26 protein-coding genes are annotated in these 23,597 nt (G+C 67.4%); 13 read left to right on the top strand and 13 right to left on the bottom strand.

The window, feature by feature from the left end:
- Nucleotides 1–228 precede the first annotated feature (228 nt).
- Complete coding sequence (gene putP / locus ACXAFN_RS12965; RefSeq protein WP_474989224.1) at nt 229–1,719, top strand: sodium/proline symporter PutP; 1,491 nt, start codon at nt 229–231, stop codon at nt 1,717–1,719.
- Between the two features lie 121 nt (nt 1,720–1,840).
- On the opposite strand, the gene ACXAFN_RS12960 is transcribed toward putP, so the two are convergent.
- On the bottom strand, nt 1,841–2,146 hold the full coding sequence (locus tag ACXAFN_RS12960; RefSeq protein ID WP_474989223.1) for a hypothetical protein: 306 nt from the start codon (nt 2,144–2,146) through the stop codon (nt 1,841–1,843).
- Nucleotides 2,147–2,422: 276 nt separating this feature from the next.
- Between ACXAFN_RS12960 and ACXAFN_RS12955 the strand changes: the two genes are divergently transcribed.
- Complete coding sequence (locus ACXAFN_RS12955) at nt 2,423–3,031, top strand: OmpW/AlkL family protein (RefSeq protein ID WP_474989222.1); 609 nt, start codon at nt 2,423–2,425, stop codon at nt 3,029–3,031.
- 72 nt (nt 3,032–3,103) lie between these two features.
- Here ACXAFN_RS12955 and ACXAFN_RS12950 read toward each other — a convergent pair whose 3' ends face one another.
- The 5 genes from ACXAFN_RS12950 to ACXAFN_RS12930 form a co-directional block, all read right to left on the bottom strand.
- A complete protein-coding gene (locus ACXAFN_RS12950) occupies nt 3,104–3,604 on the bottom strand; it encodes a gamma-glutamylcyclotransferase family protein (protein WP_474989221.1) in 501 nt (166 codons plus the stop codon).
- Between the two features lie 127 nt (nt 3,605–3,731).
- A complete protein-coding gene (locus ACXAFN_RS12945; RefSeq protein WP_474989220.1) occupies nt 3,732–4,064 on the bottom strand; it encodes a YqcC family protein in 333 nt (110 codons plus the stop codon).
- Nucleotides 4,065–4,130: 66 nt separating this feature from the next.
- Nucleotides 4,131–4,880: an amino acid ABC transporter ATP-binding protein gene (locus tag ACXAFN_RS12940; RefSeq protein WP_474989219.1), complete on the bottom strand. Its 750-nt coding sequence runs from the start codon at nt 4,878–4,880 to the stop codon at nt 4,131–4,133.
- The gene (locus tag ACXAFN_RS12935; RefSeq protein WP_474989218.1) at nt 4,877–5,551 is read right to left on the bottom strand and encodes an amino acid ABC transporter permease; all 675 of its coding nucleotides are present in this window, start codon (nt 5,549–5,551) and stop codon (nt 4,877–4,879) included. Before ACXAFN_RS12935 ends, ACXAFN_RS12940 begins: the two co-directional genes overlap by 4 nt.
- A gap of 18 nt (nt 5,552–5,569) precedes the next feature.
- On the bottom strand, nt 5,570–6,328 hold the full coding sequence (locus ACXAFN_RS12930) for an amino acid ABC transporter substrate-binding protein (protein ID WP_474989217.1): 759 nt from the start codon (nt 6,326–6,328) through the stop codon (nt 5,570–5,572).
- A 324-nt stretch (nt 6,329–6,652) separates the two neighbouring features.
- Here ACXAFN_RS12930 and ACXAFN_RS12925 point away from each other — a divergent pair, with 324 nt between their 5' ends.
- The 4 genes from ACXAFN_RS12925 to ACXAFN_RS12910 all read left to right on the top strand — a co-directional run bounded on the left by ACXAFN_RS12925 (nt 6,653) and on the right by ACXAFN_RS12910 (nt 9,600).
- Nucleotides 6,653–7,690 (top strand): DUF3549 family protein, encoded by a 1,038-nt coding sequence (locus ACXAFN_RS12925; RefSeq protein WP_474989216.1) that lies wholly within the window; start codon nt 6,653–6,655, stop codon nt 7,688–7,690.
- Between the two features lie 4 nt (nt 7,691–7,694).
- A complete protein-coding gene (locus ACXAFN_RS12920) occupies nt 7,695–8,132 on the top strand; it encodes an ATP-dependent zinc protease family protein (RefSeq protein WP_474989215.1) in 438 nt (145 codons plus the stop codon).
- Between the two features lie 24 nt (nt 8,133–8,156).
- Nucleotides 8,157–9,065 (top strand): 30S ribosomal protein S6--L-glutamate ligase, encoded by a 909-nt coding sequence (gene rimK / locus ACXAFN_RS12915; RefSeq protein WP_474989214.1) that lies wholly within the window; start codon nt 8,157–8,159, stop codon nt 9,063–9,065.
- An 88-nt stretch (nt 9,066–9,153) separates the two neighbouring features.
- Nucleotides 9,154–9,600, top strand: a complete 447-nt coding sequence (locus ACXAFN_RS12910; protein WP_474989213.1) for a hypothetical protein — start codon at nt 9,154–9,156, stop codon at nt 9,598–9,600.
- On the opposite strand, the gene ACXAFN_RS12905 is transcribed toward ACXAFN_RS12910, so the two are convergent.
- From ACXAFN_RS12905 to ACXAFN_RS12875, 7 genes are all read right to left on the bottom strand, one after another.
- A complete protein-coding gene (locus ACXAFN_RS12905; protein ID WP_474989212.1) occupies nt 9,521–10,276 on the bottom strand; it encodes a SanA/YdcF family protein in 756 nt (251 codons plus the stop codon). The two genes, ACXAFN_RS12910 and ACXAFN_RS12905, sit on opposite strands and share 80 nt — an antisense overlap.
- Nucleotides 10,277–10,362: 86 nt before the next feature.
- Nucleotides 10,363–10,935: a putative Fe-S cluster assembly protein SufT gene (gene sufT, locus ACXAFN_RS12900; protein ID WP_474989211.1), complete on the bottom strand. Its 573-nt coding sequence runs from the start codon at nt 10,933–10,935 to the stop codon at nt 10,363–10,365.
- Between the two features lie 18 nt (nt 10,936–10,953).
- On the bottom strand, nt 10,954–12,195 hold the full coding sequence (locus tag ACXAFN_RS12895) for a cysteine desulfurase (protein WP_474989210.1): 1,242 nt from the start codon (nt 12,193–12,195) through the stop codon (nt 10,954–10,956).
- A 3-nt stretch (nt 12,196–12,198) separates the two neighbouring features.
- On the bottom strand, nt 12,199–13,548 hold the full coding sequence (gene sufD, locus ACXAFN_RS12890; protein ID WP_474989209.1) for a Fe-S cluster assembly protein SufD: 1,350 nt from the start codon (nt 13,546–13,548) through the stop codon (nt 12,199–12,201).
- Nucleotides 13,545–14,297, bottom strand: coding sequence for a Fe-S cluster assembly ATPase SufC (sufC, locus tag ACXAFN_RS12885; RefSeq protein ID WP_474989208.1), 753 nt, complete (start codon nt 14,295–14,297; stop codon nt 13,545–13,547). Before sufC ends, sufD begins: the two co-directional genes overlap by 4 nt.
- A gap of 105 nt (nt 14,298–14,402) precedes the next feature.
- Nucleotides 14,403–15,845, bottom strand: coding sequence for a Fe-S cluster assembly protein SufB (gene sufB, locus ACXAFN_RS12880; protein ID WP_474989207.1), 1,443 nt, complete (start codon nt 15,843–15,845; stop codon nt 14,403–14,405).
- Nucleotides 15,846–15,913: 68 nt separating this feature from the next.
- Nucleotides 15,914–16,375, bottom strand: coding sequence for an SUF system Fe-S cluster assembly regulator (locus ACXAFN_RS12875; RefSeq protein WP_474989206.1), 462 nt, complete (start codon nt 16,373–16,375; stop codon nt 15,914–15,916).
- 376 nt (nt 16,376–16,751) lie between these two features.
- On the opposite strand from ACXAFN_RS12875, the gene ACXAFN_RS12870 reads away from it, so the two are divergent.
- From ACXAFN_RS12870 to ACXAFN_RS12840, 7 genes are all read left to right on the top strand, one after another.
- Nucleotides 16,752–17,417: an ABC transporter permease gene (locus ACXAFN_RS12870; protein ID WP_474989205.1), complete on the top strand. Its 666-nt coding sequence runs from the start codon at nt 16,752–16,754 to the stop codon at nt 17,415–17,417.
- Nucleotides 17,418–17,465: 48 nt separating this feature from the next.
- Nucleotides 17,466–18,626, top strand: coding sequence for an ABC transporter ATP-binding protein (locus ACXAFN_RS12865; protein WP_474989204.1), 1,161 nt, complete (start codon nt 17,466–17,468; stop codon nt 18,624–18,626).
- Between the two features lie 4 nt (nt 18,627–18,630).
- Complete coding sequence (locus tag ACXAFN_RS12860; RefSeq protein ID WP_474989203.1) at nt 18,631–19,362, top strand: ABC transporter permease; 732 nt, start codon at nt 18,631–18,633, stop codon at nt 19,360–19,362.
- A gap of 66 nt (nt 19,363–19,428) precedes the next feature.
- Entirely contained in the window at nt 19,429–20,310 is an 882-nt protein-coding gene (locus ACXAFN_RS12855; protein ID WP_474989202.1) for a glycine betaine ABC transporter substrate-binding protein, read from the top strand.
- Nucleotides 20,311–20,403: 93 nt separating this feature from the next.
- Nucleotides 20,404–21,288 carry a glycine betaine ABC transporter substrate-binding protein gene (locus ACXAFN_RS12850; RefSeq protein ID WP_474989201.1) on the top strand — a complete coding sequence of 295 codons (885 nt, stop codon included), beginning with the start codon at nt 20,404–20,406 and terminating at the stop codon, nt 21,286–21,288.
- A gap of 81 nt (nt 21,289–21,369) precedes the next feature.
- Nucleotides 21,370–22,680, top strand: coding sequence for an MmgE/PrpD family protein (locus ACXAFN_RS12845; RefSeq protein ID WP_474989200.1), 1,311 nt, complete (start codon nt 21,370–21,372; stop codon nt 22,678–22,680).
- A gap of 59 nt (nt 22,681–22,739) precedes the next feature.
- Nucleotides 22,740–23,582 carry a nitrilase-related carbon-nitrogen hydrolase gene (locus ACXAFN_RS12840; RefSeq protein ID WP_474989199.1) on the top strand — a complete coding sequence of 281 codons (843 nt, stop codon included), beginning with the start codon at nt 22,740–22,742 and terminating at the stop codon, nt 23,580–23,582.
- The last annotated feature ends 15 nt before the right edge of the window (nt 23,583–23,597 follow it).

Below are 23,597 nucleotides of genomic sequence, written 5' to 3'. Positions count from 1 at the left end.
AAGGTCGGTTCACGGGAAAGAGCCGGCCCTATCTCATCCCTGTGCCAGGCGTCTTCGGCACGCCGTCACACAACAACAGGAGACGGCCCTATGGTCGACAACATGGCCACCCATGGCTTGACATGCGTACTCTCCCGGATCGCGTTACATGCCAGCCCCGTGCTGGCCGGCCGGTCTATCCACACTCCGGCGACCCCACGCCCGGCAAAATAAAAAGGAGACGTTCTTATGGCTATTGGTGTTTGGATCAGTCTGTTTGCGTACTTTGCGCTGATGATCGCCATCGGCTTGTATGCCATGCGCAAATCGACGTCGACATCGGAAGGTTACATCCTGGGGGGCCGCTCCCTCAGCCCCAAGGTGGCGGCCCTGTCGGCCGGCGCATCGGACATGAGCGGCTGGTTGCTGCTGGGCCTGCCCGGGGCGATGTTCGTCTCGGGTCTCGGCTCGGCCTGGATCGGCATCGGCCTGCTGGTGGGGGCGTTCTTCAACTGGCTGCTGGTGGCGCCGCGCCTTCGCGAACAGACGGTTCACTACGGTAACGCGATCACCATTCCACAGTTCCTGGCCAACCGCTTCCCGACCCAGGCGATTCCGTTGAGAACGGTCTCCGCCATCGTGATCGTGGTGTTCTTCTCGGTGTACACGGCCTCGGGCCTGGTGGCGGGCGGCAAGCTGTTCGAAAGCGCCTTCGCCGGGGTCATCAACGTCGGCGGCATGAGCGACTACGGCACGGGCATCCTCATCACGCTGGGCGTGGTGCTGGCCTATACCGTGGTCGGCGGCTTCATGGCCGTGAGCATGACGGACTTCGTGCAGGGCTGCATCATGATGCTGGCGCTGGTGATCATGCCGGCGGTGGTGCTGTTCGGCGAGGGCGGCGGTGGCTTCTCGCAGGCCTCGCAGACCCTGAACGAGGTCGATCCCACCCTGCTCTCCTGGACGGAGGGGCTGACCTTCATCGGCTGGCTGTCGGCGGTAACCTGGGGCCTGGGGTATTTCGGCCAGCCGCACATCATCGTGCGCTTCATGGCCATCCGCACCCTCAAGGATGTCCCCATCGCCCGCAACATCGGCATGAGCTGGATGCTGATCTCGCTGATCGGCGCGGTCTCGCTGGGCATCTTCGGTCGCGCCTACGCGGTCCGCAACGGCATGAACGTCGAGGACCCGGAAACGATCTTCATCATCCTGGCGGACCTGCTGTTCCACCCGCTGATCACCGGCTTCCTCTATGCCGCGCTGCTGGCGGCGGTGATGAGCACCATCTCCAGCCAACTGCTGGTGGCCTCATCTTCCTTGACCGAGGACTTCTACCGCCTGTTCCTGCGCAAGGAGGCGACCGAGAAGGAGACCGTCACCGTGGGCCGGGCCTGCGTCGCCCTGGTCGGCCTGGTCGCCGCCGTCATCGCGTCCGACCCGAACTCCCAGGTCCTCGGCCTGGTCAGTAACGCCTGGGCCGGCTTCGGCGCGGCCTTCGGCCCGCTGATCATTCTGTCGCTGATGTGGTCGCGCACCAACGGTGCCGGTGCCATCGCGGGCATGATCGTGGGGGCCGCCACCGTCATGATCTGGATCGCACTGGGCTGGAACGGCTCCTTCCTGGGCGGCCCCGGCGTGTACGAGATCATCCCCGGCTTCATCGCCGCCTTCATCGCCATCCTGGTGGTGAGCAGCGTGACGGCCGATGCCGGCGAGTATCAGCACATCACTCGCTGAACGCTCTCCTCGTCGTGAAAGGGCTCCCTCGGGAGCCCTTTTTGGTGTCCGAGACCGGCCTCGGCTCGAAGCCTCCTGGCGTCGGCCAGGCACCCCATGGCTCTCTCCTCTCTCCCCGGGGTCAGCCCCACAGTCCACGCCCCGCCAGCAGCAACGCGAAGACCGGCAGCGAGGCGCGACTCCAGACGGTACCGGTCAAGCGCCAGGCGCCCCGCTCCCCGGCCTCCAGCGCCAGCGGCCGTGCGAAGGCACTGCCCAGCGCCCAGCCTCCCAATCCCACCAGCGGCCATCGCCAGGGCCAGGCCAGCCCCTGGACCAGCCCTGGATGCCACAACAGCCAGGCCGCCAACGCCGCCGCCACCAGCAAGGCCACCAGTGGCCAGTCGCCCCGGCCGACACGCGGCCCGGCAAAGAATGTCCTGTACATCCGGGGCCTCCCATGCGCCATCCCTGTCCCTAGTGAAGCCGAAAACCCGCGTCGCGGCGAATCATGTGCAGGAAATGTGAAAACCTGTACAGGGCCTATCCTTACGAAACGCCCGTCAGCAGGCACTTCCATGGCGAGCGTGCATCTACCGCTATCATGGCCATAGCAAAATTTTACAAGACATTTAGAAACAGTGTTTCTATACTTGGCATCACCACATGCGAAGATGTCGAATCACTCGACGTCGGCATCCTGGACGACACAGGGAGGCTTCCCATGAACATGACCCGTCTGATCACCGCCACCGCCTTCACCGCCGCCGGTCTCGTCGCGACCCAATCGGCGCTCGCCTACCAGGCCGGCGACTTCTATGTGCGCGGCGGTGTCGCCAAGTCCGAGGTCAAGGACGACAACGGTCGCGTGGCCGGCGGAGATCTCGACATCTCCGACGAGCGCGGCTTCACCTACGGGCTGGGCTACCAGTTCCACGACAAGCTGGGCGTCGAGCTCAACGGCTCCCAGGATATCGAGCACGACCTGGCCCTGAGCGGCGCCGACATCGGCACCGTGGACCGTCGCCCGGTCAACCTGATGCTCAACTACTATCCGCTGGGCGGTACCGACTCGCGGGTGCAACCCTATGCCGGCGCCGGCCTCAACTACACCCACTTCAATGACGAGAGCCTCTCGGGCCTCGAGGTGGAAGAGTCCTACGGTGCGGCCGCCCAGGTCGGCGTGGACCTGGCCCTGACCGACCGCCTGCTGGTGGGCGCCTTCGCCAACTACGCCGACGTGGAAGCGGACGTCAAGCTCAACGGCGATGACGTTGGCAACGCCGAGATCGACCCGGTGACCGTCGGCGGCGGCGTCACCTACCGCTTCTGATCCACGCCCCGTCATGCAAACGCAACAGGCCCGCCATACGGCGGGCCTGTTGCGTTGCGGGGGTCGAGCCGCCTAGCAGGCCGAATACCGGGACAGCCCCAGGGCCTTGAGGCTGGCATCATCGAGACCCTGCACCGCCTCCACGTCGGCCAGGCGAGCATGGTAGACGGAACTCAGGAAGGCCTCGCCGGCCAGCAGGTGCTCGAGGTATTCCCGAGCCGGCCTGAGCGCCTCGCCGGTGGTACCCGGCGCGGCGATGTAGACCCAGGCCTCGATGATGCCCCGGCCGGTGTGGATGGGCAGGCGGTGGCGATCATAGTCATGGGGATATCCCTCGAAGGGATCCATGCATTCGATCTGCTCGGGGTCCAGCAGCTCGAACAGCGCCCCCTCGACGCGTTGACCGGGCGCGGCCACCACATTGGCATGGCTGATGCCGGCCACCCGGGAGGCCTTGTCGAAGCGCAGGGCATGGTCGTACAGGACGCCGGGCAGGGCGCGTCGGGTCGTCCCGATGCGCGCCTCGACCCGCGCCGGATTCATGTTGCTGCCGTAGGCAAAGTAATAGGGCATAGAACACTCAGCGGACAATTCACCGTGCTGACGCGAGACCGGGCCATCATGGCCCGAGCACGGGCCGAGCCCGCGCAGAAAACGTCATCGACGCCGCACGAACGAGCGCGATGGCGGGGGCGCCTTCTCAGTTCTCGGTGACCAGTTGGTCGATATGTTCGACCACCTTGCACATCAGTACCCGGTCGCTGGTTTTCGCCCCTTCCTGGATCAGGTAGGCATCCACGGCGGGGGCCACGTCGCAGCTGGCCGGCATGGGCGCGCGCGCCTCGACCAGCGCCTCGAGCCGGGCGATGAACACGAAGCGCAACCACTGGGGCAACGCCATGGTGTCGATGCAGAACGGCTGGGCACTGTCGAAGGCTTCCGGCGCGGGGCGCTCCATGCGCCACATGTCGGCCGCCTTCATGGTGGACTCGAGTTCGCGCAGCGCCTGCTCGAGTTCCTCGTGAACGGTCATGGGTCATCTCTCCGAACGGGCTGTGGCCCCATTATCCCGTCTGACTCGCGCCCCGGCCACCCCGGATCAGGCCGACGGGGCGGCGGGCAGCACCTTGCGCAGGAAGTCGCGGGTGCGCGGGTCCTCGGGAGCGTTGAACAGCCGCGAGGGCGGCCCCTGCTCGACGATGCGCCCGCCCTCCATGAACACCACCCGGTCGGCCACGTCCCGAGCGAAGCCCATCTCGTGGGTGACCACCAGCATGGTCTGGCGCTCGGCGGCGAGCCGCTTCATCAACGCCAGCACCTCCTCGACCCATTCCGGGTCCAGCGAGGAGGTGGGCTCGTCGAACAGGATCACCTCGGCCTGGGCGGCCATCGCCCGACCGATGCCGACCCGCTGCTGCTGGCCGCCGGACAGCGAGGCCGGGTAGGCCTCCGCCTTGTCGGCCAGGCCGATGCGCTCGAGGATCTCCCTGGCACGGGCATGGGCGCGGGCCTTCGGCCAGCGATTGACCACGATCAGCCCCTCGGCGATGTTCTCGAGCGCCGTCTTGTTGGCGAACAGGGCATAGTTCTGGAACACGAAGGCCGTACGCCGCCGCGCCGCCAGGATGTCGGCGCGACTGGCCCGGGTGACGTCGACGTCCAGGTCGCCGAGGGTCAACCGCCCGGCATCGGGACGCTCCAGGAAGTTGAGACAGCGCAGCAGGGTCGACTTGCCGGTGCCGGAGGGGCCGATCACCACGATGATCTCGCCCCGCTCGATCTCGAGGTCGATGCCGTCGAGCACGGTGCTGTCGCCGAAGCGCTTGACGAGGTTGGCTACCTTGATCATCGGCGATACGCCTCGTTGAGCCGCCATTCCAGGCGACGCTGGCACCAGGCCAGCGCCTCGACGATGCCCCAGTAGAACACCGCCACGGTGATGAAGGCCTCGAAGTAGAGGAAGCTGCCGGCGGCCTCCTTCTGGGTCGCCCCCATCAGCTCGGTGACGCCCAGGGTGAACGCCAGGGAGGTGGCCTTGATCATGTCGATGAAGTAGTTCATCAGCGTCGGCACCGCTACCCGGGTGGCCTGGGGCAGCACGATGCGCCGCATCAGCTGGGCATTGGTCATGCCGATCGACAGCGCCGCCTCGGTCTGGCTGCGGTCCACCCCGACGATGGCCGCGCGGATCGACTCCGCCATGTAGGCGGCGAAATGCAGCGTCAGGCCCATGATGGTGGCGGTGATACCATCGATCTGGGTCAGGAAGGCCAGCACCTGGGGCAGGCCGTAGTAGAACAGGAACAGCTGCACCAGCAGCGGCGTGCCGCGGAAGAAGGAAATGAACAGCAGGGTGGCGCCGTTCAGCCCCGGAATTCCCAGCACCCGGATCACCGCCAGGCCGCAGGCCAATGCCAGGGCCAGCACCATGCCCGCCGCGGCCATCGCCAGCGTCAACGGCAGATAGCTCAGCAGGATGGGCGCAAGCCCCAGCATGTAGTCGAAGTCGAGCACGCTCATGTCGGGCGTCAAGGCTCCTCAGGGCCGGGTGATGTCGTTGCCGAACCAGCGCTCGGAGATCTCGGCCAGGGTGCCGTCCTCGCGCAGGGTGGCGAGCGCCGCATCGACCTCGTCGCGCAGCGCGCGGTCGGCCTCGGTGTCGCGGAACGGCAGGGCATTGCGGATCTCGGAGAACGGCTGGCCGGCCAGGGCCAGCGGCAGCGGCTTCTCCTTGATCACCTGGCTGGCGCTGACGCGATCCATGACGAAGGCATCGACGCGGCCGAGCGCGGTATCCTGCTCGATGTTGCTCTCGTAGGTGCGAATCTCGATCTCGTCGGCGTAGGGCAGCTCGCGCAGCAGCTGTTCGTAGTTGGAACCGAGGTTGACCGCCACGGTCTTGCCGCGCAGGTCCTCGACGCCGCCGATCGCCTCGTTGCCCTGCTTGACCACCACCTGGGCCCCGTCATAGACGTAGGGCTGGGTGAAGACGTACTTCGCTTCACGCTCCTCGGTGATGGTGATCTGGTTGGCGATGGTATCGATGCGGCCCGACTCCAGCATGCCGAACAGGCCGGAGAAGTTGGCGGTGACGAATTCCACCTCGGTGCCCATCTCCTCGCCCACGGCTTCCATGACGTCGACCTCGAAGCCCTGGAGGGTATCCTGCTCGACGAAGGTGAAGGGGAAGTAGCCGCCGGACATGCCGACCTTGAGGGCATCGTCCTGGGCGGTGGCGACGCCGGCGAAGGCGATGGCGCCGGCGGACAGCAACGTCAGGGGGAAGGAGCGAAGCATGACGACCTCCGTCTTGAGTAGAGTGTTTTGGAATAAATGATGCTTTTATATATTCCATACTGGCACATACCCTAGAAAAAATCCCGGGCCGCGACCAATAGCGAACAATTATGCCTGCTATAGGCGACAGGCGCAGGCGATTCATTCACAGCAGCGCTGAACGTCCCTGTGGATAACCACTGGAAAGCCGCCGCCAGCGCCGTCGCACCGGGCTCGCCGGACGATCGATCAGGTTTTGATCAATCCCGGCGAGGATAGACGCGACGGCGGGCTGACAGGACCGGGGCACCGCGGTAGAGTGCACGGTCCGAGACGGGAGACAGCATGCAGCCGATCGACAGCCTTCACGACTTCTTCGCCCGCACCGGCGCCGAGGTGACGCTCTACCACCTGGGGCGTCGCGTCGAGCCGTGCCCACTCGCTACCCTGGCGGCCCTCGAGCAGGACGACCAGCCCTGGCCGCAACCCTGGCGAGGCAAGGCCCGGCTGGCGATGGTGTTCCGCCTCGGCGAGCTGGAGGATCCGCTGATCTGGTTCCTCGACCTGCCGCTGGACGAGCAGGGGCGGCTCGACCCCGCGCCTCGTGACGCCTTCCTGCAACGCCTGCTCGAGACCCTGGGGCGCAACGTCCAGGGCCTGGGCCGCGAGGACGGCGAGACGATCGACAACCTGATGAAGGACAATCCCCTGGCCTTCACCCCCGCCCTGCCCTTCCAGGCCGTGCTGCACGCCCGGGCCAGCCGCGATCTGGGCCGGCCGGCCAGCCAGCACCTGGAGCCCGCGGAGGCCTACCTGGAAGGCCAGCAGGCGCTGGACTGGCAAGCCCTGGGCCTGCAGGGCCTGGCCGACTTCGCGGTGCGCATGGACGACGACCAGGCCGAGCGACTGGCCGCCCGGCTGCCGTCGCTGCCCGGCGAGGTGCTTACCTCGCTGTGCTACTGTCTGGAACATGTGGCCCCGGGCGCAGCGCTGGCCGACGCCCTGCGCGCGCGGGGCGAAGCGGCCGCCGAGGCCGGCGACATCGAGGGCTTCTGCGCCTGCGTGCGGGCCGTGTCGGGCACCGACGCGGCCGGCGCCTGGTTCGATGCCCTGCTCGCCGACCCCGAGGCCTGCGGCCCCGACCTGCTGGCGGCCATCGCCGGTCGCGGCTGGCGCCACCTGGAGGATGCCGAACGGCTGCCGCGCTTCCTGACCCGGCTCGCCGAGTCGCCGCGCACGGACTTCACCGCCGTGGCCCGCGACCTGGCGCTGATCCCGCGCCTGCGCCTGCCGGTGCTGATGACCCTGCGCGAGGCCGAACCCGACTCGGCCATCGGCCGCCGCCTGGCCGGCCTGCCCCGTCACGGACGCCACGAGGAGTGAATCGATGAAGGAGCTGCCCTACCAGGCCAAGGCGGTGATCGGCCGTCGCGAGATGGTGACCCTCCCGGAGCTCGGCCTGACGCTGTGCGCCAAGGCCGACACCGGGGCACGCACCTCGGCGCTGCACGCCGAGGACATCGAATCTTACGAGGAAGACGGCCATCTCTGGGTGAGCTTCACCACCCGGGGCGGCGGCCCGGCCAGCCCGCCCCACGTGTTCCGCGTACATCTCCACGACCGACGCCGGGTCACCAGCTCCAACGGCCAGTCGGAGTGGCGCTACGTGATCCGCACGACCATGCGACTCGGCGAGCTGGAGTTCCCCGTGGAGCTCACGCTCACCGACCGCCGCAACATGCGCCACCCCATGCTGCTCGGCCGCCGCGCCCTGCGGCGGCTGCTGGTGGCGCCCGGCGCCGGCTTCCTGCACGGCGAACCCTGATCGGCCCTTGGCAACGGAGGCCTTATGCATATCGCGCTGCTGTCCCGCAACCGCAAGCTCTACTCGTCTCGGCGGCTGATCGAGGCCGCCGAGCAGCGGGGCCACACCACTCGGGTGGTCGACACCCTGCGCTGCTACATGAGCATCGCCTCGCATCACCCCTCGATCCACTACAAGGGCGCCGAACTCGAGCCCTTCGACGCCGTGATCCCGCGCATCGGCGCCTCGATCACCTTCTACGGCTGCGCGGTGCTACGCCAGTTCGAGATGATGGGCACGCCGGTGCTCAACGACAGCGTGTCGATCAGCCGTTCCCGGGACAAGCTGCGTTCCCTGCAGCTGCTGTCGCGCAAGGGCATCGGGCTGCCGGTGACCGGCTTCGCCCACTCGCCGGACGATATTCCCGACCTGATCACCATGGTCCGCGGCGCCCCGCTGGTCATCAAGCTGCTGGAGGGCACCCAGGGCATCGGCGTGGTGCTGGCCGAGACCAACCAGGCCGCCGAATCGGTGATCCAGGCCTTCATGGGCATGAAGGCCAACATCATGGTCCAGGAGTACATCAAGGAGGCCCGGGGGGCCGACATCCGCTGCCTGGTGATCGGCGACAAGGTGGTGGCGTCGATGAAGCGCCAGGCCGCCGAGGGCGAATTCCGCTCCAACCTGCACCGTGGCGGCAGCGCCAGCGTGATCCGCATCACCCCGGAAGAGCGCTCCACGGCGATCCGTGCCGCCAAGGCCATGGGCCTGCGCGTGGCCGGCGTGGACCTGCTGCGCTCCAACCATGGGCCGGTGATCATGGAGGTCAACTCGTCCCCCGGCCTGCAGGGCATCGAGACCGCCACCGGCAAGGACATTGCCGGCTTGATCATCGAACACCTGGAGAAGAGTTCCACCCCACGACGCAAGGCGCCGCCCAAGCCTAAAGGCTAACTCCGATCGCGGAAATAATTGCTCGGCGGGGGTGGCAAAAGGCCGGCGACACCCCCACAATCTGCGTCACCGGAGGAGGTGACCGCCCATGTTTCTCGATAATCGCCAGGTGGCGATGGACAGCGTCCTCGAGGCGCTGGCCGACAGCATCGACTATTTTCAGGACAACCATGAGCGCCTGAAGCCGAGCCTGCGCCAGGCGCTGCAGCCCCATTTCGAGACGCGACAGGCGTCGATGCGCCGGCTCCAGGAGCTGGCCCGCAAGCACCTCGACCTCCTCCCCCGCGACGCCGACGTCGAGCGCGACGACTACATGTGGCTATGGAGCCGGCTGAAGAGCTTCGTCGGCGACGACAGTCTGGTGCTGATCAACGAGCTGCTGGAGCAGGAACGGGTGCTGATGCAGGCACTCTCGACCCTGTTCACCCATCCGCTGCCCGAGCCCATCGAGCCGGTCATCGAGGAGTGCTGGAAGCACTGCCGGTCGCTGATTCGCGAGCTGTATCGCCAGCAGAAGAAGCATCAGAAGCGCTGAGCGCGGCCCGTGGCACGACCCGCAGCGGTTCCTCGGGCCCCAGGAAATGGGGCTTGCGCCCCCAGACGTAGAGATCTCCCAGGGTCGCCACCCGGGCGACCCATTCCCTCGCCCTCAACCTCAGTACGCCTTCCGAGGGCCGCTCCGGGGCCGCGCAGCCCCGCGCCTCGAGGCCCAGCGCCGCGGCGATGAACAGCGCCCGCGGCAGGTGCCACGACTGGGTGACCAACAGCGCCCGGTCCACGGCGAAGACGTCCCGGGCCCGGGACAGGGTGTCGAAGGTGCTGAAGCCGGCGTAGTCCAGGGTCATGGCCTCGTCGGGCACCTGGCGCCCGCGCAGGTCCCGCCACATGGTCACCGGCTCGTTGTAGTAGCGGGTGCTGTTGTCGCCGGAGAGCAGCAGGTGCATCACCCGCCGCTGCCGGTATAGGCGCGCCGCCGCCTGCATGCGGCCCTCGAAGTGGGGGTTGCGCTCGCCGCTGCGGGTCCAGTGGGAGGTGCCGAAGACGATGCCCACCCGCTCGGGACCGCACTGGGTGGGCCCGGAGGCGATGCGCTCGCGGGTCTCGGAGAGCATCCACAGGTTGGCGCCCACGAACAGCAGGATCGCCAGGAGGGCGAGCGCTCCCAGCGACATCAGCAGTCCCCTGACACCTTTCCACAATGCGATGGGCATCCGCCTTTCCTGATGGGCCGACCAAAACGACGATTCAGCCGCGAGCCGCCGACGGTGGCCGGGCACCGCCATGAATCGTGCTTCGGTTAAAACATGCCGAGCTCGAGCTTGGCTTCATCGCTCATCATCTCACGACTCCAGGGCGGGTCGAAGACGATCTCGGTGTGGACCTGGCTGATCTGCGGGGCGCCGAGGATCTTGTGGCGGGCATCCGCGGCGATGACGTCGCCCATGCCGCAGCCGGGGGCGGTCAGCGTCATGCGGATGGTGACGATGCGCTCGCCGGTGATCAGCCGCTCGATACGACAGCCATAGACCAGCCCGAGTTCGACGATATCGACCGGAATCTCGGGGTCGAAGCAGGTACGCAGCTGGTCCCAGACGAACCGCTCGATCTGCTCCTCGGTGGCGTCCTCGGGCAGGGTCGGCCGCGGCAGGGCCTCGAGCCCCAGGGCATCCAGGTGGCTGCCCTCGATCAGGTAGAGGCGCCCCTCGTGCCCCACGCTGACCGAGTTGCCCTTGGCCTGCATCACGCTGACCTCGCTGTCCTCGGCCAGCGTCACCGTCTTGCCGAAGGGAATGGAGATGGCCTCGACATCGCGCTGCAGGGGCAGCACCTGCCCCTTGCTCAGCGCCGCCAGTGGATCGCTATCGCTCATGTCTCTCCCTAGCTCGGCTTAGCGCAGCATGCCGACGACCCGCTCCAGGCCGTCGACGAAGACGTCGACCTCCTCGGGGGTGTTGTAGGCGGCGAAGGAGGCGCGGCAGGTGGCATCCACCCCGAACGACGACAGCAGCGGCTGGGCGCAGTGGTGGCCGGTGCGGATCGCCACGCCGAGCTGGTCGATCAGCAGGCCGATGTCCTGGGCGTGGGCCCCCTCGACGACAAAGGACAGCACCCCGGCCTTGTCCGGCGCGGTGCCGAGGATGCGCAGGCCGTCGATGCGCGCCACGCTCTCGGTGGCATGCTGCAGCAGGCGGCCTTCCCAGGCGCTGATCAGCGGCAGGCCGATCTCCTCGATCCACTCGAGCGCCCGGCCCAGGGCGACCACCTCGGCGATGGCCGGGGTGCCGGCCTCGAACTTGTGGGGGATGCCGGCGAAGGTGGTGGGCGACTCGAAGGACACCGTCTCGATCATCTCGCCGCCGCCCTGCCAGGGCGGCATGGCCTCGAGCAGCTCGGCGCGGCCGTAGAGCACGCCGACACCGGTGGGCCCATAGACCTTGTGGCCGGAGAAGGCGTAGAAATCGACGCCCAGCGCCTGCACGTCGACCTTCTGGTGCGGCGCGCCCTGGGCGCCGTCGACCAGGATCAGCGCACCGTGTTGGTGGGCCACCTCGGCCATCTCGGCCACCGGGTTGACGGTGCCGAGCGCATTGGAGACGTGGTTGACCGCCACCAGCCGGGTGCGCTCGGAGATCAGGTCACGGTAGGCGGCCTGATCGAGCACGCCGCGCTCGTCCACCGGGATCACCTTGAGGGTGAAACCCCGCTCGGCGGCCAGCAGCTGCCAGGGCACGATGTTGGAATGGTGCTCCAGGCGCGATACCAGCACCTCGTCGCCCTCGCCCAGGTTGGCGCGCCCCCAGCTGCCCGCCACCAGGTTGATGGCCTCGGTGGTGCCACGGGTGAAGACGATCTCGCGGGTCTCGGCGGCGTTCAGGAAGCCGCGCACGATCTCCCGGGTGCCCTCGTAGGCCGCGGTGGCCTCGTCGGCCAGGGTGTGCAGGCCGCGATGGATGTTGGCGTTGAGCCGACGGTAGTAGTCGTCGAAGGCCTCGATCACCTGGCGCGGGGTCTGGCTGGTGGCCGCATTGTCGAGATAGACCAGCGGCTTGCCGTGGACCTCCCGATCGAGGATCGGGAAGTCGCGGCGCACCCGGGCCACGTCGAGCAGCAGATCGCTGAAGTCGACCATGGATCAGTCCTCGCTGAAGGCGGCGGCGGTCTCCACCAGGCCCGCCAGGTTGAAGCGCTCCGGCAGCTTGCCGGCCACGGTCAGTTCGACGCGCTCGGCCACGGCGTCCAGGTCGACCAGCTCCATGACCTCGCCGGCGAAGGCCAGGGTCAGCAGCCCGCGGGCGGTCTGCTCGTCGATGCCGCGGGTGCGCAGGGCATAGACCGCTTCCTCGTCGAGCTGGCCGGTGGTGGCGCCATGGGCGCACTTGACGTCGTCGGCGTAGATCTCGAGCTCGGGCTTGGTGTCGACCTCGGCGCGGTCGGAGAGCAGCAGGTTGGCGTTGCTCTGCTCGGACTCGATCTTCTGGCTGTCGCGCTTGACCACCACCCGGCCGTTGAACACCCCATGGGCGCGGTCGTCGAGGATGCCCTTGTAGTTCTCGCTGGAGCGGGTGTGGGGCGCGTTGTGGTTGACCAGGGTGTGGTTGTCCACGTGCTGGCGGCCCTGGCCATAGAACAGGCCGTGGAAGGTCGCCTCGGCGCCCTCGCCGTTGAGGTCGCTGACCAGGTCGTTGCGCACCAGGCCGCCGCCCAGGTTCAGGTTGAACGAGGTGTAGCGGCTGTCGCGGGCCTGCTCCACCTGGATGCTGGCCACGTGGCGATCCTTGAGCGGCGCCTCCTGGAGCTTGTAGTGGGTCAGGATGGCGCCGCGATCGAGGATGATCTCCTCCACCAGGTTGGTGAAGTTGGCGGCGCCCTCCTCGCCCACGTGGTGCTCGATCAGGGTGGCCTCGCTGCGTCCGCCGGCCTCGACCAGGATGCGCGGATGGCTCATCACCTCGCGCTCGCCGGCCCGGGACAGGAACTGCAGCACGATGGGCTTCTCCACCACGGTGCGCGGCGCCAGCCGGACCAGGGCCCCTTCCTCGAAGAAGGCGGTGTTGAGGGCGGCGAAGGGCGAGAACTCGACGCCGGTGAGACGACCCAGCGGTCCGCCCACGGCCTCGTGGTTCTCCTCCAGGGCCTTGGACAGCGGCACGACCTGCACGCCCCCCGGCAGCTCGCCGAGGTCCGACAGCGCCGGGGCGAACACGCCATCGACGAAGGTCAGCCGATGGGCCTCGATGGGCAGGGTCAGCGCCGCCGCCGCGGCCGGGGAGAACTCGGCGTTCTCCGCCAGGGCGAAGTCGTTGGCGGCGATGTCGCGCACGTCGGTGTACTTCCATTCCTCGACGCGCCGGTGCGGGAAGCCCAGCGCCTCGAAGCGGGCGGCGCCGGCCTGGCGCCGGGCGGCGATCCAGGTCGGCTCGTCGCCACGGGCGGCATTGCGCTCGGCCAGACGGTCGAGGAAGCGTTGCACGTCGTCGTTCATGCCGCGGAGCCCTCCAGCAGCCAGTCGTAGCCACGGTCCTCGAGTTCACGGGCCAGGTCGGCGTCGCCGCTCTTGACGATGCGACCGTCGACCAGCACGTGCACCCGGTCGGGCACGATGTAGTCGAGCAGCCGCTGGTAGTGGGTCACCAGCAGGATGCCGCGGTCCTCGGCGCGCAGCGAGTTGACGCCCTCGGCGACCACCTTCATGGCATCGATGTCGAGGCCGGAGTCGATCTCGTCGAGCATGGCCAGCTTCGGCTGGAGCACCAGCATCTGCAGGATCTCGTTGCGCTTCTTCTCGCCGCCGGAGAAGCCCTCGTTGACGGCGCGCTGCAGGAAGCTGGCGTCCATCTTCATGAAGGCGATCTTCTCCTTGATCAGCTTCATGAACTCGGGAGCGGGAATCTCGCCCAGCCCTTCGGCCTCGCGCTTGGCGTTGAGGGCCGCCTTGAGCAGGTAGATGTTCTTGACCCCGGGAATCTCCACCGGGTACTGGAAGCCCAGCAGCAGGCCGGCGCGGGCGCGCTCCTCGATCTCCATCTCGAGCACGTCCTGGCCCTCGAAGGTGATCGTGCCCTGGGTGACTACATAGCCGTCCTTGCCGGCGACCACCGCCGACAGGGTCGACTTGCCGGCCCCGTTGGGACCCATGATGGCGTGCACCTCGCCGGCGCCGATGGTCAGGTTGAGGCCCTTGAGGATCTCGGAACCCTCGACCGTGACGTGCAGATCCTTGACTTCGAGCATCTTGACTACCCTTGATTCGTGATGAGCCGCCGGCGCGACTCCTTGAATGTTTTGACCTTTTCGCGAATCCGGAGAAACACGAGAACGACACGCAGGATGAAAGGCTTAACCGACCGCCCCTTCGAGGGTGACATTGAGGAGCGCCTCGGCCTCCACGGCGAACTCCATCGGCAGCTCCTGGAAGACGTCCTTGCAGAAGCCGTTGACGATCATGTTCACCGCGTCCTCCTCGGCGATGCCGCGGCTCTGGCAGTAGAACAGCTGGTCCTCGCCGATCTTGGAGGTGGTCGCCTCGTGCTCCACGGTGGCCGAGCTGTTGCGGATCTCCTGATAGGGGAAGGTATGGGCCCCGCAGGTGTCGCCGATCAGCAGCGAGTCGCACTGGGTGTAGTTGCGGGCGTTGCGCGCCCGCGGCCCCACCTTGACCAGGCCCCGGTAGGACTGGTCGGAGCGGCCGGCGGAGATGCCCTTGGAGACGATGGTCGAGCGCGAGCCCTCGCCGATGTGGATCATCTTGGTGCCAGTATCGGCCTGCTGGCGGCCGTTGGTCACCGCCACCGAGTAGAACTCGCCCACGCTGTCGCGGCCCCGCAGCATGCAGGACGGATACTTCCAGGTGATGGCGGAGCCGGTCTCGACCTGGGTCCAGCTGATGTGGGAGCGATCGCCGCGACAGTCGCCGCGCTTGGTGACGAAGTTGTAGATGCCGCCCTTGCCGTCCTCGTCGCCCGGGTACCAGTTCTGCACCGTGGAGTACTTGATGGAGGCGTCTTCGAGGGCCACCAGCTCGACCACCGCGGCGTGCAGCTGGTTCTCGTCGCGCTGGGGCGCGGTGCAGCCCTCCAGGTAGGAGACCTGGGCGCGGCTCTCGCAGACGATCAGGGTACGCTCGAACTGGCCGGTGTTGGCGGCGTTGATGCGGAAGTAGGTGGACAGCTCCATGGGGCAGGTCACGCCTTCCGGCACGAACACGAAGGAGCCGTCGGTGAATACCGCCGAGTTGAGCGCCGCGAAGTAGTTGTCACCCTGGGGCACCACGCTGCCCAGGTACTGCTTGACCAGCTCCGGGTAGTCGCGGATGGCCTCGGAGATCGAGCAGAAGATCACCCCGGCCTCATGGAGCTTCTCCTTGAAGGTGGTGGTCACCGAAACGGAATCGAACACGGCGTCCACCGCCACCCCGGCCAGCGCCGCCCGCTCGTGCAGCGGGATGCCCAGCTTCTCGTAGGTCTCGAGCAGCTTGGGGTCGACCTCGTCGAGGCTCTGGGGCTTGTCCTCGTCGCGCTTGGGGGCGCTGTAATAGGAGATCGCCTGGTAGTCGATCGGCGGGTAGTCCAGGTGCGCCCAGGAGGGCGGCGTCATCTTCAGCCACTGGTGATAGGCCTTGAGGCGCCACTCCAGCATCCACTCGGGCTCGCCCTTCTTATTGGAGATGAAGGCGATGGTGTTCTCGTCCAGGCCCGGCGGTACCGTGTCGCTCTCGATGTCGGTCACGAAGCCTTCCTTGTATTCGCGACGGACAAGCTGTTCCATTTCCTGACTTGCCATGATGTGTCCCCCTCCCGGGCTGGTTGGGTCGGCGAGCATGCTCGCCTCGGGTAGTGAATCCGGGGTGATCAGGCCTCGGCGGCCAGACTCACGCTCTGTATGGGCAGCTGCACCGGCAGCTTGATCGGAGTGGTGTCGGCCAGGTGGGCCAGGGTCACGCTGTGCAGCAGGGTCTGCACCGCCAGCGACACCCGCTGCCAGTTGTCGGACACCCCACAGGTGGCCACCAGCTCGCAGTCGCCCTCGGCCTGGCTGCACTCGGTCATCGCCACCGGCCCTTCGATGGCCGAGATGATGTCACCGGCGGTGATGCGCGAGGCCGGCCGGGCCAGGGAATAGCCGCCCTGGGCGCCGCGGCGGGATTCCAGCAGCCCCGCGCGGACCAGCATCTTCAGCGTCTTGCTGACTGTCGGATGCGGCAACTGCACCGCCTCGGCGAGCTCCGCCGCCGCATGCGGCTGCTGGGGGTGACGGGCGATCTGCGCCATCACCACCGCCGCGTAGTCGGTCAGTCTGGAAAGCTTCATCAAGGCGGACCTCCCCGGCAGCACCCCTGGTGATCGATTGCGGACCATTTTAGTCCTGTATGAGAACGATGTGAACCCTCCCCCGCGCCGTTTACGCCCCTGATGACGCACTTGGCGACACGTTCGACGCCATTCCCATCAAAAACGACAATCGTTCTCATTTTCTTGCGCTATCACGTTTTCTCATCTCACATCCGCCATGCATCACGGCTGGCAATTCCCACCATTGCGCATCGTCATCCACGCAAAAACAACGCTTTGCTAAGCTACGCCTCCATAACAGACGCCTGCCACAGGCACACGGCGGCGCCGATGCCCGCCGTCAACGCAGACCGACCGCTATGCTATGTCGGCATGAAAACGATGAGGAGATAGGGACTTGGAGCTCTTTCAATTCGCCCTCGACAACCTCGACCTGCTGCTCTCGAGGACCCTCGAGCACATCGCCCTGGTCGGAGTCGCCGTGGGCATCGCCACCATTACCGGCGTGCCCATCGGCATTGCCATCACCAAGAACGAGCGTCTCGCCAAGGGCGTGCTGTACGTGGCCTCGATCATCGTCACGGTGCCGTCCATCGCGCTGTTCGGCATCATGATCCCGGTGCTGTCGCTGATCGGCCAGGGCATCGGCTACCTGCCGGCGGTGATCGCCGTACTGCTCTACTCTCAGCTGCCGATCATTCGTAACACCTATACCGCCATTCACAACGTCGACCCGGCCCTGCGCGAGGCGGCCCGGGGCATCGGCATGAGCCAGAACCAGCGCCTGCGCATGGTCGAGATCCCGCTGGCGGTGCCGGTGATCATGGCCGGCGTACGCACCGCCGTGGTGCTCAACATCGGCGTCATGGCCATCGCCGCCTATATCGGCGCCGGCGGGCTCGGCACCTTCATCAGTCGTGGCATTTCCCAGTCCGACCCCCGCCAGCTGATCGTCGGCGCGGTGGCGGTCAGCCTGCTGGCGATCATCGTCGACTACGGCCTGCTGGCGCTGCAGAAGCGCCTGACGCCCCTGGGCATGGAGCGCGCCGCCGAGACCGCCTGACGCCGGCCGGACCTCGCGGCCCCGCCTCACCAACAAGGATTTCCCTGCATGATTCAACTCGACAACCTGACCAAGGTCTTCGATACCCCCAAGGGCGCTGTGACCGCCGCCGACCATATCAACATGGAGGTGCCGGCCGGCGAGATCTGCATCCTGCTCGGCCCCTCCGGCTGCGGCAAGACCACCACCCTGAAGATGATCAACCGCATCGTGCGGCCCACCTCGGGCAAGGTATTCATCAACGGCGAGGACACCACCGACCTGGACACCCAAGAGCTGCGTCGCAACATCGGCTACGTGATCCAGCAGATCGGCCTGTTCCCCAACATGACCATCGAGGACAACATCACGGTGGTGCCCAAGCTGCTGGGCTGGGACAAGACCAAGTACCGGGAGCGTGCCCGGGAGCTGATGGACATGATCGCGCTGGACCCGGACGCCTTCCTCAAGCGCTACCCCAGCGAGCTGTCCGGCGGCCAGCAGCAACGCATCGGCGTGGCCCGGGCGCTGGCCGCCGACCCGCCGGTGATGCTGATGGACGAGCCCTTCGGCGCCATCGACCCGATCAACCGCGCGGTGATCCAGGACGAGTTCCTCAAGATGCAGCAGGAACTCAACAAGACCATCATGTTCGTCAGCCACGACATCGACGAGGCGATCAAGATGGGCGACCGGGTCGCCATCTTCCGCGACGGCCGCCTGGAGCAGTACTCCACCCCCGACGAGCTGCTGGCCAATCCCAAGGACGACTTCGTCGAGTCCTTCCTCGGCGAGGACCGGGCGCTGAAGCGCCTCAACCTGGTCAAGGTCCGCGATGTGGTCTCCGACGAGATCGGCACGGTGACGCCCGGCGACACCCTGGAGACCGCCCTGGCGCGGATCGACGACTTCGGCTACCAGAACTCCATCCTGATGGTGAACGACCGGCGCCAGCCGGTGGGCCTGATCACCCGCTCGCTGGCCCGCACCACCAAGGGCTACTGCCGCGACCACTTCCAGAACGTGGCGGCCGCGGTGTCCCTGGACGACGACCTGCGCAAGGTCGCCTCGCTGATGTTCTCCAACGACATCACCTGGTTGCCCTGCGTGGACGAGAGCGGCCGGGTCTGTGGCCAGATCACCCAGCGCGCCATGACCCATCACCTGGGCTCGCGATTCCGCCCCAAGGAACCGGCCCCCGCGACCGCCGACCCGGCCAGCAAGGAGTAAGCCCATGCCGATTCAGAGCCTGAAGGGGGCCCTGCGCATTGCGCTGCTCGTCGCCGTCTTCTTCGTCGGCGTGTGGAGCCAGTCCAGCGGGGTCATCGAGGAGTTCCTCTTCTACCTGCCCGACATCCAGTTCCTGGCCGTCCAGCACCTGTGGCTGACCGCCATCTCCGGCAGCCTGGCGATCCTGGTGGCCATTCCGCTGGGGATCGTGCTGTCGCGCCCCAGCATGGCCCGGTTCGCCGAGTCGGCCATGCAGGTGCTCAATGTGGGTACCACCATCCCGACGCTGGCGGTGCTGGCACTGTCGATGAGCTTCCTGGGCATCGGTACCGTGCCGGCGGTGTTCGGGCTGTTCGTGGCCACCCTGCTGCCGATCACCCGCAACACCTATGCTGGTCTCAAGGGTGTCTCGCCGGCGCTGATGGAGGCGGCCGCGGGGATCGGCATGTCGCCGACCCAGCGCCTGTTGCGGGTCGAGCTGCCCAACGCCCTCTACGTGATCTTCGCCGGCATGCGCACGGCATTGACCATCAACGTGGGCACCGTGCCGCTGGCCTTCTTGATCGGCGCCGGCGGCCTGGGCGAGCTGATCTTCACCGGCATCGACCTCTACGACCCGGTGATGATGCTCTCCGGGGCCATTCCCACCGCCCTGCTGGCGATCGTGGTCGACGCCATCGTGGCGACCACCGCCTTTTTGGTGGTGCCCCGCGGGGTCAACCCGACACGGGCCTGAACCGGCCCGAGACGTCTCGGCCGCCTGCGGGCGGCCCTCTCGGCAAGACCAAGCAAGGAGAACACCATGAAGCACTTGATGATGACGCTTTCCGGCCTGGCACTGGCCGGCGCCATGACCACCGCCCAGGCCAACGAGGTCGTGGTCGGCGGCAAGAACTTCACCGAGCAGCAGATTCTCGCCAGCATGACCAGCCAGTACCTCGACGGTCTCGGTTACGACGTCGAGAAGCGTGCCGGCATGGGCTCCGCGGTGCTCCGCCAGGCCCAGGAGAACGGCCAGATCGATCTCTACTGGGAATACACCGGCACCTCGCTGATCAACTACAACGACGTCACCGAGTCGCTGTCGCCTGAAGAGACCTATCAGCGGGTCAAGGAGCTCGACGGCGAGAAGGGCCTGGTGTGGCTGGAGCCCTCCGACGCCAACAACACCTACGCCCTGGCCATGCGCGAGGAAAGCGTCGAGGAGACCGGCATCGACTCGCTCTCCAAGCTGGCCCAGGCGGTCAACGACGGCGAGACGCTGAGTTTCGCCATGAACGCCGAGTTCTACGCCCGCGAGGACGGCTGGCGGCCGCTGCAGCAGGCCTACGACTTCCGCGTCGGCCGTGGCGATGTCAAGCGCATGGACTCCGGCCTGGTCTACCAGGCGCTGCGCGACGGCCAGGTCGACGTGGGCCTGGTGTTCGCCACCGACGGCCGCATTCCGGCCTTCGACTTCCAGGTCCTCGAGGACGACCAGGCCTTCTTCCCGGCCTACGCCCTGACCCCGGTAGTCCGCGCAGAGACCCTGGAGGCCAACCCGGAGCTCGCCGAGCAGATGAACGCGCTGTCGGCGCTGCTCGACGACCAGACCATGGCCACCCTCAACGCCCGGGTCGACGTGGAGCGCGAAACCATCGAGGACGTGGCCCAGAGCTTCCTCGAGGACAACGAGCTGCTGTAACTCCCTCGCTCAGCTAACGAGCCCACCGCAGCCCCGCTCCGGCCAGGAGCGGGGCTCCACCCCAATAATCTATCTCTCGGATACATAACCACCATGTCATTCCAATGGAACCAGGGGGCCGCGGCCCTGCTGCTGGCCACCACCGCGACCCTCTCACACGCCGACACCCTCACCGTCGGCGGCAAGAACTTCACCGAGCAACTGATCCTCGCCGACATGACGGTCCAGTACCTGGAGGCCAAGGGCTACGACGTCGAAGAGCGCTCGGGCATGGGGACGACCGTGCTGCGTCAGGCCCAGGTGAACGGCCAGATCGACCTCTACTGGGAGTACACCGGCACCTCGCTGATCAGCTACAACGGGGTGACCGAAGAGCTGTCGCCGGACGCCGCCTACCAGCGCGTCAAGACCCTCGACGCCGAGAAGGGCCTGGTGTGGCTCGAGCCCTCGGACGCCAACAACACCTATGCCCTGGCCATGCGCGAGAGCCAAGCGCAGGAGCTGGGCATTGCCAGCATTTCCGACCTCGCGGCGTCCATCAATGCGGGCAACGAGCTGGTGCTCGCCTCCAATGCCACCTTCTATTCCCGCGACGACGGCCTGCGCCCCATGCAGGAGACCTACGGTTTCGAGTTCGGCCGCCGCAACGTCAAGCGGATGGACCAGGGGCTGACCCTGCCGTCCCTCGACCAGCAAGAAGTCGATGTCGCCATGACCACGGCCACCAATGGCCGCATCCCCGCCCTCGACCTGACGGTGCTGGAGGATGACAAGCAGTTCTTCCCGGATTACGCCCTGACCCCGGTGGTCCGCGAGGAGACCCTCGAGGCCAACCCGGAGCTCGCCGAGCAGATGAACGCACTGTCCGCGCTGCTCGACGATCCGACCATGGCGAGGCTCAACGCCCGCGTCGACGTGGAACGCGAAACCGTCGAGGACGTGGCCCAGAGCTTCCTCGAGGACCACGAGCTGCTGTAAGGCGGCGCCAGTCCCCATGTAACCGCATCGGAGGCCGCCGCACGGCGGCCTCCGCTTTTCTTCACCATCCCCGAGCCGATCATGACCCTGCCCACCGCCCTGCTCGACTGGATCCTCGACGCCGACCCGCTGCCCGACGCCGCCCTCGAAGCCCAGGCCAAGCGCTGCCTGCTGGACCTCGCCGGCGTGGCCGCGGGCGCCACCCGCACCGAGCTCGCCGACCACGCCCGGCGTTTCGTCACCTCACAATATGGCGGCGAGCGGCCGCTGCTGTTCGCCGAGGGACGGGCCTCGCCCACCGGCGTGGCCCTGCACGGCGCCTGGCTGATCGACGCCCTGGACGCCCACGACGGCCAGGTACTGACCAAGGGGCATGCCGGGGTCGCCCTGCTGCCGGGGCTGCTGGCCCTGCCCGAGGTGGAGCGTCTATCCGGCCGCGACTTCCTGGCCCTGCTGACGCTGGGCTACGAGGTCGCCACCCGCGCCGGCATCGCCCTGCACGCCACCAGCCCCGACTACCACACCTCGGGCGCCTGGAACTCGCTCGGCGTGGCGGCCATGGCCGGGCGGCTGCTGGGCCTGGATCGGGAACACCTTCACCATGCCCTGGGCATCGCCGAGTTCTACGGGCCGCGCAGCCAGATGATGCGTTGCATCGACCATCCCACCATGCTCAAGGACGGCTCAGGCTGGGGCGCGATGACCGGCGTGTCCGCCGCCCTGCTGGCCCGAGACGGTTTCACCGGCGCCCCGGCGTTGACCATTACCGCCCCCGACGCCGCCGACTTCTGGGCCGACCTGGGAAGCCGCTGGTATCTCCACGAGCAGTACTTCAAGGCCTATCCGGTGTGTCGCTGGGCTCAGCCGGCGGTGGAGGCGGTACTGTCGCTGCGCGAGTGCATCGACGACCCGGCGGCGATCGCCCGCATCGAGATCACCACCTTCCACGAAGGCAAGCGATTGCACATGGTGCACCCCGAGAGCACCGAGCAGGCCCAATACAGCCTGCCCTGGTCGGTGGCCTGCGCACTGGCCGACGGCACCCTCAACGCCGCCGCCGTCACCGACCTCGCGGCGCCCGCACCGCGGGCCCTGGCCGAACGGGTCGAGATCACCGAGAGCGACGCCTTCAATGCCCGCTTCCCCGCCGAGCGCTGGGCCTCGGCGCGGTTGCATCTCGCCGATGGCCGCGTGCTGGAGAGCGAGCCCTGCGAGGCCCGGGGCAACCCGCACAATCCGCTGTCCGACGACGAGCTCGCCGCCAAGTACCACGCCCTGGCCGATCCGGTCCTCGGCGAGCGCGCCGAGCGCCTGAAGCGGACCATCCTGAGCCTGGAGGAGCGCCCGGTCGGTGACCTGCTCGACCTGCTCGGGCCAGGCGTTGCAGACTGAGGACCATCACGGCCGGCACACATCACCGGCCCTTGCTTCCCGTTACCCGAGGCCCTGCCATGCACTACCAGGACGAGCTCCATGTCGCCGCCGCCCAGCTCAACGCCGAGCTGGGCGACGTGGACGCCAATCTCGAGCGCCACCTCGAGATCCTGCAGGACGCCGCCGACCGCGGCGTCGAACTGCTGGTCTTCCCCGAACTCTCGCTGACCGGCTACGGGCTGGGCAGCGACGTGATGCGCGTCGCGATGCCGGTGGAGGACCCGCGCCTGGCACGGCTGGCCCGCGCCTGCGGCGAGATGCAGGCGGTGGTCGGCTTCGTCGAGGAGGCCAGTCCCGGCGAGTACTACAACGCCCTGGCGATCCTCCAGCACGGCGAGATCGTCGCCGTGCACCGCAAGCTCAACCTGCCCACCTACGGCGGCCTCGAGGAGGGCAAGTGGTTCACCCACGGCAGCGAGCTGACCGAGGTTCAGGTGTGCCCCGGCTGGTCGGCGACCCAGTTGATCTGTGCCGACCTGTGGAATCCGGCGCTGGTGCACGCCGCCCTGCTGCCCCGCCCGACGGTGCTCTGCGCGCCGATCAACTCGGCGTCGGGCATCGTCAGCGAGGACTTCTCCAACGAACAGAACTGGGCGCTCAACGTGCGCTTCTACGCCATGACCTACGGCACCCCGGTAATCATGGCCAACCGCTACGGCCCCGAGGGGGCGAGCCACTTCTGGGGCGGCTCGCGCATCCTCGGCCCCCGCGGCGAGACGCTCGCCGAGGCCGAGGACGGCGAGGGGCTGATCACCGCCATCCTGTCGCGCACCGCCATCGCCAGGGCTCGCTTCGAGCTGCCCACCCATCGCGATGCCGACACCCCGCTGGTGCGCGAACTGATGGCCGGATACCGCTAGGCGATCTCCGCAAAG

It is taken from the genome of Halomonas sp. ABH4_019 (assembly GCF_056159885.1).
The sequence above is the reverse complement of the archived record's forward strand: the minus strand, read 5'-3'. Positions and strand labels throughout refer to the sequence as shown.